Raw genomic sequence first — 7,033 nt, 5'->3', positions numbered from 1 at the left:
TAAAACTTAATAAAGATTTAACTGCTACGTCCCTTTTTAAGGGCCTTATTTTTCGTTTCTAGCGATTTTAAGACTATTCATATACTTTTATACCAAAGCAAAATAAAAAGCCCTCAGTGAGCTTTTAGAGGGCTAGATGACGGAACCTGGGCGATTACTAATATCTTCTTGCCTTTTTTGCAAAACATAAGTGTATAAGGAATCATAAAAATTCCTCTTGATCTCATCAGGTTCATTGACAGAAGCTTCAAACAATTCTTGCATATCAATTTGCCAAGGATCAGCAAGCATTTCATCAATTGGTTTTAATACTTTCTTTTCGTCCAGCTTAATTACTCCTAATATTAAAATAATGACCTCAGTTTAGATACGCAGCTCTTACAGTTAGTTATTCAAATTTTGTTGCCAGGCTTATGAAGATTCTTTGCATAAAGCAATTAAAAAATTTTGGTTGAAAGTAGCGGGATCTGCAACACTTTTTAAATATTTAAAACATAACAATCTTAGTTAGGGGCAAACATAAATTGAATTAAAAATACAGTCAATTCAACAACGGCAAAAACTGATTTCATGGTTATCAGCAGACCGAGTAAAACGAGGTCAATGCGCACTTACACATAGAATAAATTCTATGTTGTGCTAGACCCATTAAAAACCTGTATCAGAAGTCGCCGTTGGCGACAACAGAATCAAACTAATTTACCCAAAATCAATTTGGTTCAACATGTTTTCTGTACTTGCTTGATCCAAGCCTAAATAAGCTAAAGTCATGGCTTCACTTGAGTGATTTAATAAGTGCATGACTAGGCCAATATTGTAATTTGATTGCGTGTAAACACGATAAGCCCCAGTTTTGCGCATCGTATGAGTACCTAGATAATTAATTCCTAATAGATCGCCAACCTTACTCATAATTTTGTAGAACTGTTTTTCAGTAATATGGCGTTCTGGGTGTTGAATTGAAGGAAAGAGCCATTCAGAATCCAGCTTATGATCAAGCAGCCATTGACGGTACAATAAGAGCTCTGTTTGAACAGGTTTAAGGTACAAGGTATTAGGTTTACCCGTTTTTCGGTCATGAATAAACGCATTTTGTTTAATAGAACCGTCCGGATTAAAAATATCGGCCTGTTTTAAGCCCATAACGTCACTCACTCGCAGTAGAGTCGCTTTACCAACTTGAAAAATCGTATAGTTACGTCGGCCAGCTTTAAAGTTATTGAGTAACGTATCTTGAACCTCTTTAAGAACGTTTGAATCTTTGATGGGTAAAACAACTTGTTGCATAGTCTTTTCTCCTTTTCTTGAGATATTAAAGCAGTTATGTTATTATTTTTGTAAGGAAAAAGTAAGGAGATGATATTGTGAGCGCAGGTAATGTAACTAAGGTTAGCTCGAAGATCACAAGTAAAAATCAGATTACAATTCCTAAAACAGTACGTGAACTGTTAAAAGTTCGGTCTACTGACACAATTGAATGGCAGATTGAACCAAATGGTAAAGTAATGATTGTTCGTAGTAAACCGGATCTATGGCAACTTGTTGATAAACAAGAAAAAAAGTTTGGAAATCTCAGTACAACAGAAGTTGATTGGGGTAAAGACGTAGAAAGCGAAGACTTTGATTAATGAAATTAAAACAAGGCGCTATTTTATGGATTAATTTAGATCCGGCTAAAGGCACTGAAACTAAGAAAAAGCGACCGTGTTTAGTTGTAAGCAACGATCACTATAATCGCTATTTTAATACGGTGCTAGTTGTGCCAATCAGTACCTCTGACAAATATCGTACCCAAGAAAAGTATGCTAAATCGCCGTTATTTATCAGGATAGATAACGGGAAAATTCACGGGACAGCGTTATTGCAACATGTCCGTGCTGTCGACCCAACAAAACGATCAGATGGCGAAGTTGTGGCCACTTTATCTCAGCAAGAAATTAGTTCAATTAGTACAAAGGTCCAACAATTTTTCTGAAAAGCAGATGTTATTTATTGATAAAAGAAACAAAATAGCCCCCAATATCTACATTATAGATATTGGGGGCTATTTTAAAAACGTTTTTGAGGGGTTATTTGTTAATTATAGCCCCTAAACACTGAATCAAAAAACTTTAAATTTCATTATTAGGATGTTTTCGTAATATTAACACTATTTTTTTCTTTTCTTCCATCCACTCTTAGATAGTATACGGTAGATTGTTTAGTTAATCTTTCCACTTTTTTCTGAAAGTCAGCCAACTGGTTAAACTTCCTAAAGCCAGTAATAAGACACCTAGAGCTGAAACAGAGCTTTCTGATTTTTCACTAGTTTGTGGTAAAGCTTCTATATTTTTAGAAGGAATTTTTTCTTTATCATTTACCAATGAAACTGTTTTTTTCTCATTAACATTAGTTTTAATCAATTGAGTTGGCTGTGTCGGTTGAGTTGGCTGCGTCGGTTGAGTTGGCTGCGTCGGTTGAGTTGGCTGCGTCGGTTGAGTTGGCTGCGTCGGTTGAGTTGGCTGTGTCGGTTGAGTTGGCTGCGTCGGTTGAGTTGGCTGTGTCGGTTGAGTTGGCTGTGTCGGTTGAGTTGGCTGTGTCGGTTGAGTTGGCTGTGTCGGTTGAGTTGGCTGCGTCGGTTGAGTTGGCTGCGTCGGTTGAGTTGGCTGTGTCGGTTGAGTTGGCTGTGTCGGTTGAGTTGGCTGCGTCGGTTGAGTTGGCTGCGTCGGTTGAGTTGGCTGTGTCGGTTGAGTTGGCTGTGTCGGTTGTGGATGAATATCCCATCTGTGCGATTCACTGCCGGTTATATTAACGATATTAGCAACAATATTCCCATCAATGTTAACTCCAGCATTAATAGTCGCATTAGGTGCTAAAACGCTTCCCATAAACCGACCACTGCTGAAATTGAAGACTTGTTCACCGGTACCTAAGTTCCATAATACATGGTTAGGCTCTGAATGCTCTTCACCGCTGGGTAGAGAATTCGTTCCATCATCATAATATAATTGAACTTGTGTAGAAATATTTTGATCACCATTTGGAATATCAGTAACGTTAATGACGATAGTGGGGCCATTTTCTTGAGATATTCCCTTGATTTTAATCGGCTGAGTAGCACTCAAATATTTGAATGGAACATTTACATAAATAATTTGTGTTCCAGTTGCTACTTTCGAAACATCAACATAGCGATTATTCATGTCATCATAATTTGAAATAACACCTTTTGACTGAGGAGTACTAGCATAACTGGTGGATGCCTTTACTAGTTGCTGAAATACATCACTAAAATCAATATAGGTCTGCCCATTGGTATCTTGATAAACATCTTCAGGTTTTAAATTATCCATAGTGATACCATTGATCAAGACCTTGTTATTTTCAATTGATACACTAACATCTTTACCTAATACTACATGATTAAATGTTTTATTTCTAAAAGCGTTACTTTGAAGATTTTTGGCCAGTTGTTGAATGTAATAAATATCACCGCTAGTTAAATTGTATGAATCACCGCGTGTACCAAAATCGTTAGAGCCATTTAAAATTTTAACAGCTAAATTACCATTAGTATCCGCTGATAAACTAGCTTGATTTGCAAAAATATGGAACAAAGAAGCTAATTTTAAAACACTGTTAGTATTTAGGTCGTTAATATCAATTCCTAAATTTTTTAAATAAGTATCATCACTAATGGAAGTAGCTGGTTGGACACTATCAGTTGAGGTAGCAGGTAAATTAGTTTTCTTGCTGGCGGCACCAGTATTTACTGAATCATCAGTTGATGTGACAGGTACAGTAGGATTCTTGCTGGCAGAGCCAGTATTTACTGAATCATCAGTTGATGTGACAGGTACAGTAGGATTCTTGCTGGCAGAGCCAGTATTTACTGAATCATCAGTTGATGTGACAGGTACAGTAGGATTCTTGCTGGCAGAGCCAGTATTTACTGAATCATCAGTTGATGTGACAGGTACAGTAGGATTCTTGCTGGCAGAGCCAGTATTTACTGAATCATCAGTTGATGTGACAGGTACAGTAGGATTCTTGCTGGCAGAGCCAGTATTTACTGAATCATCAGTTGATGCAATAGTCACAGTACTATCTGCTTTTACAACATATGTACTTTCACTTAACCCAACCCCTAAAGCAATTACAGTAACTGCTGGAAAAACCCATTTTTTGCCATCTTTATACATCTTGTAATGTTGTTTTTCCATAAAACAAGCCTCTTTTCAATAATTAATTATTAATACCTAAGGGTAAGTATATAATTAACAGTGATAAAATCAATTATATTATTTTGCAAATATTACAAAACAATTTATAGGAGATAAATAAAAATTGTCATTAGCTGAATTGGGAAGTTTTGCGCTACTTATTTCATTGGTCTACTGGTGGTTTTTAATATGGCATTCATTTAAACTAACCAGGAAAACGTTAGTAATTTTAAATACAGTTGGCACTGCCTTAATGACCATTTTGACGTGGCCCATCACCTATGGAATGTTACTGATTCCGATTTTAATTATTTACGCTGTATCGACTTTTATCATCTTTAAATTACCACTGGCAGCCAAATAGTATGAGAATTTTTTTGCTTCTTATAACTATCCAAGGCGGTAGGAAAATGGGCTCTTTGTCAACTATTTCTGGGTTAGATTCCTGATTGCTTGATGAAAGGAGTAGAAATACTACCAAAAACGCCACCAACTATTATTGACTTTGTTTTTAGATACTTTTTTTTGTCTATTATTATATCCAGCAACTCTATTTTCATTTTTCTTGTCGTTTTTATCCTTGCTGTGACGGGTATTAGAGTTATTCGACAAGGCATCGTCCTTGTCGTTTGATTGTTGCTGTTGAGTTGCACTAGAAGGTTCAAGCAAGCCGCTCAATTTCCGAACGTGCTCTTTTAATCGATGGTTTTCTGAAACCGTTGCTATCTGTAATTTTTGTTGCTGATCTAAGGCCTGTTGTAAATTTGCAATTTGTTGATCTTTAACATCAAGTTGTTTTAGCAAGATATGATCAATATTTTTGTCCTTGTCGTTTTCAGCTTGCCGATTTGTTTGTCGTTCTTGTCGTTTTTGCTTGTCGAAATTAGCAAGCATTTTAACGCCTTGGTTGTCTATTTCTAGATGGTTTTTGACTTTATAAGTGTGTTTGCTTCGAAAGCCATTAATACTATTAATACGTTGATTAATAGCTTGTTTTGATAATTTCAATTCTTCTGAAAGTTGTCGAATAGTCTTGCCCAATAGTTTCACCACCTAATTAATCCGCCTTAAATTATAAGTTAAAAACGACAAGAACACCAATCGACAAGCAAAGCTTAAACTTGGTTGTCGTTCTTGTCGTTTTTTAAAATAGGTATCAATCTTCAAGCTAAACTATAATTGATTTGGTTCTGGTTGTTGCCACCAATGAATGTTGCTTTAACGGCAAATATCCCGAATTAACAACAACTAAAGTTTGCAGCTAGTTTTTTCCTAATGGCTTGTTTTGATACACCAAACTCATCAGCAAGTTCTCTAATAGTTTTAGGCGTGATTTCCAAACTCCTTTCGGAGTTCAGCAAGTGCTTCTTTTCGTGCTTGATCTCTTATTTTTTTATCGTGTTCCGCTTGTTTCTCAGCCACCGCTTGTTTCTCAGTTGAGCCTAGAGTTAACCCCTTAACTTTATCAATGGCACGCCATTTTTCCTGTTCTGTTAATTCACCATTATGCTGAATATTAAAGAGTTTTTGACGTTCATCTTGAAATTGACCTTGTGAGAAGTCGTTAGCGTCTTTCTTTTCAGGTTTCCAGGTAAACGAATAGCCAATAACTGGTTTTCCTCTGCCTTTACCATATTTTTTTCTAATCGTTAACCCTCTAAACAAAGGAGTTAATTCTTCTCTAATAGGAGCCAGAATTCTTTGGTTAACATGAAATTCTTTGTAGCTTGTTGGAATGTCTAGCAATTCATTAAAATCTGCTTTTGAAAAGTAAGCGTAACCCGTAGTGCGATAGCCCTTTAGCAAGCGGAACATCGTCTTGGCGTAGCTACTCTTAAGGTCTCTAAACTCGGTTAAAGCGTATCGTACCCAACTCTCTAGATTGTTCAGCAAGGGCAAAGCGTCTTTGTAGATTTCTACGTCAACGTACGGCTCGTCTACGTCACCGTTGATCTTAAATTTGGTAAACATGACAAATCTTTCGAACGACAACCCACTTTTGCTTCGGCTACCGAAACGCAAGTCCATCAAGTGGTCGTAGGTGCGTTTAATATCTTCGATAAAGCGCCGATTGGCTGTGGGGTTGTAATTACTTAACTCTTTTAGCTGGTCAAAGCTAAAGCGGACGGTTTGGTCACCCTTATCACGCATTCTAGACACAATTGAAAAAAATAGATTCATTTCAATAGGGGTGAATTTACGTAACGGAATGGTATTTAATTCAGGTTGATATTTGACTAGTTCATTGCTCACAAAAAACCCCTCCTTTTATAAATCTCTTTTATTATAACACGGTATGCTTTCTGATGTGTTCTATAAACAGACAATTTGTGTTCTATAAACAGACAATTTGTGTTCTATAAACAGACAATTTGTGTTCTATAAACAGACAATTTGTGTTCTATAAAGTTCTGTATCCCACGTCGCTGTAAGGCTGAACATACCCTTAAAAGAGGTTTAAAAGAGGTTTATAAAAGAGGTATATAAGAGGCACCACTGTACGAGGCCAAAACCTAGAATCAAAAAACACAAAGGAGTGAGCCAAAAAACAGGCTCACATTAAACTCCAGTCGCTATGCTCCTTGCGCCTCACTTTGTTCGTTGCCTAAAAGGTGTGGCAAGCCACATTAATTCGGGCGCTGACGCCCCGAACCCCGTCCAAGCTGAGCCAGCTTGACCGCTTTTTCACTCGCCGTTAGGCAGGAAAGCAAAGTTTTATAGAAACTTTGGCTTTCGCCAATTCAGTGTTAAGACTGGTTAAGAGCTGTCAATTCCTTATGCTCCCACGCTTTGCTCGTCCGCTACCATTGACAGCAAATAGTTAGCTTTTC

8 protein-coding genes are annotated in these 7,033 nt (G+C 37.0%); 3 read left to right on the top strand and 5 right to left on the bottom strand.

Annotated elements, in window-relative coordinates; translation table 11 throughout:
- Positions 1–132: 132 nt before the first annotated feature.
- Both ACI6PB_RS13005 and ACI6PB_RS13000 read right to left on the bottom strand, forming a co-directional pair.
- Complete coding sequence (locus ACI6PB_RS13005; protein WP_404328027.1) at positions 133–345, bottom strand: hypothetical protein; 213 nt, start codon at positions 343–345, stop codon at positions 133–135.
- Between the two features lie 354 nt (positions 346–699).
- Positions 700–1,287, bottom strand: coding sequence for a site-specific integrase (locus tag ACI6PB_RS13000; RefSeq protein WP_013279411.1), 588 nt, complete (start codon positions 1,285–1,287; stop codon positions 700–702).
- Positions 1,288–1,364: 77 nt separating this feature from the next.
- Between ACI6PB_RS13000 and ACI6PB_RS12995 the strand changes: the two genes are divergently transcribed.
- Positions 1,365–1,628, top strand: a complete 264-nt coding sequence (locus ACI6PB_RS12995) for a type II toxin-antitoxin system PrlF family antitoxin (protein WP_404328026.1) — start codon at positions 1,365–1,367, stop codon at positions 1,626–1,628.
- Positions 1,628–1,975: a type II toxin-antitoxin system PemK/MazF family toxin gene (locus ACI6PB_RS12990; RefSeq protein ID WP_024002471.1), complete on the top strand. Its 348-nt coding sequence runs from the start codon at positions 1,628–1,630 to the stop codon at positions 1,973–1,975. The genes ACI6PB_RS12995 and ACI6PB_RS12990 overlap by 1 nt, the downstream gene beginning before the upstream one ends.
- A gap of 229 nt (positions 1,976–2,204) precedes the next feature.
- Here the strand turns inward: ACI6PB_RS12990 and ACI6PB_RS12985 are convergent, their stop codons facing one another.
- On the bottom strand, positions 2,205–4,202 hold the full coding sequence (locus ACI6PB_RS12985) for a collagen-binding domain-containing protein (RefSeq protein ID WP_404328023.1): 1,998 nt from the start codon (positions 4,200–4,202) through the stop codon (positions 2,205–2,207).
- A 124-nt stretch (positions 4,203–4,326) separates the two neighbouring features.
- Here ACI6PB_RS12985 and ACI6PB_RS12980 point away from each other — a divergent pair, with 124 nt between their 5' ends.
- Positions 4,327–4,566: a hypothetical protein gene (locus tag ACI6PB_RS12980; RefSeq protein WP_404328024.1), complete on the top strand. Its 240-nt coding sequence runs from the start codon at positions 4,327–4,329 to the stop codon at positions 4,564–4,566.
- A 110-nt stretch (positions 4,567–4,676) separates the two neighbouring features.
- On the opposite strand, the gene ACI6PB_RS12975 is transcribed toward ACI6PB_RS12980, so the two are convergent.
- Positions 4,677–5,243 (bottom strand): DUF536 domain-containing protein, encoded by a 567-nt coding sequence (locus ACI6PB_RS12975; protein ID WP_137631717.1) that lies wholly within the window; start codon positions 5,241–5,243, stop codon positions 4,677–4,679.
- Between the two features lie 282 nt (positions 5,244–5,525).
- Positions 5,526–6,455 carry a replication initiation protein gene (locus tag ACI6PB_RS12970; RefSeq protein WP_404399136.1) on the bottom strand — a complete coding sequence of 310 codons (930 nt, stop codon included), beginning with the start codon at positions 6,453–6,455 and terminating at the stop codon, positions 5,526–5,528.
- Positions 6,456–7,033: the final 578 nt, after the last annotated feature.

This window comes from Companilactobacillus paralimentarius (assembly GCF_963227125.1).
Taxonomy (GTDB): Bacteria; Bacillota; Bacilli; order Lactobacillales; family Lactobacillaceae; genus Companilactobacillus; species Companilactobacillus paralimentarius.
Note: the sequence above shows the minus strand (reverse complement) of the source record. Positions and strands in the feature narration are given on the sequence as shown.

Coding starts and splice junctions, on each gene's coding strand:
- ACI6PB_RS13000 (WP_013279411.1), bottom strand. CDS start 1,287: ATGCAACAAGTTGTTTTACCCATCAAAGATTCAAACGTTCTTAAAGAG.
- ACI6PB_RS12990 (WP_024002471.1), top strand. CDS start 1,628: ATGAAATTAAAACAAGGCGCTATTTTATGGATTAATTTAGATCCGGCT.
- ACI6PB_RS12985 (WP_404328023.1), bottom strand. CDS start 4,202: ATGGAAAAACAACATTACAAGATGTATAAAGATGGCAAAAAATGGGTT.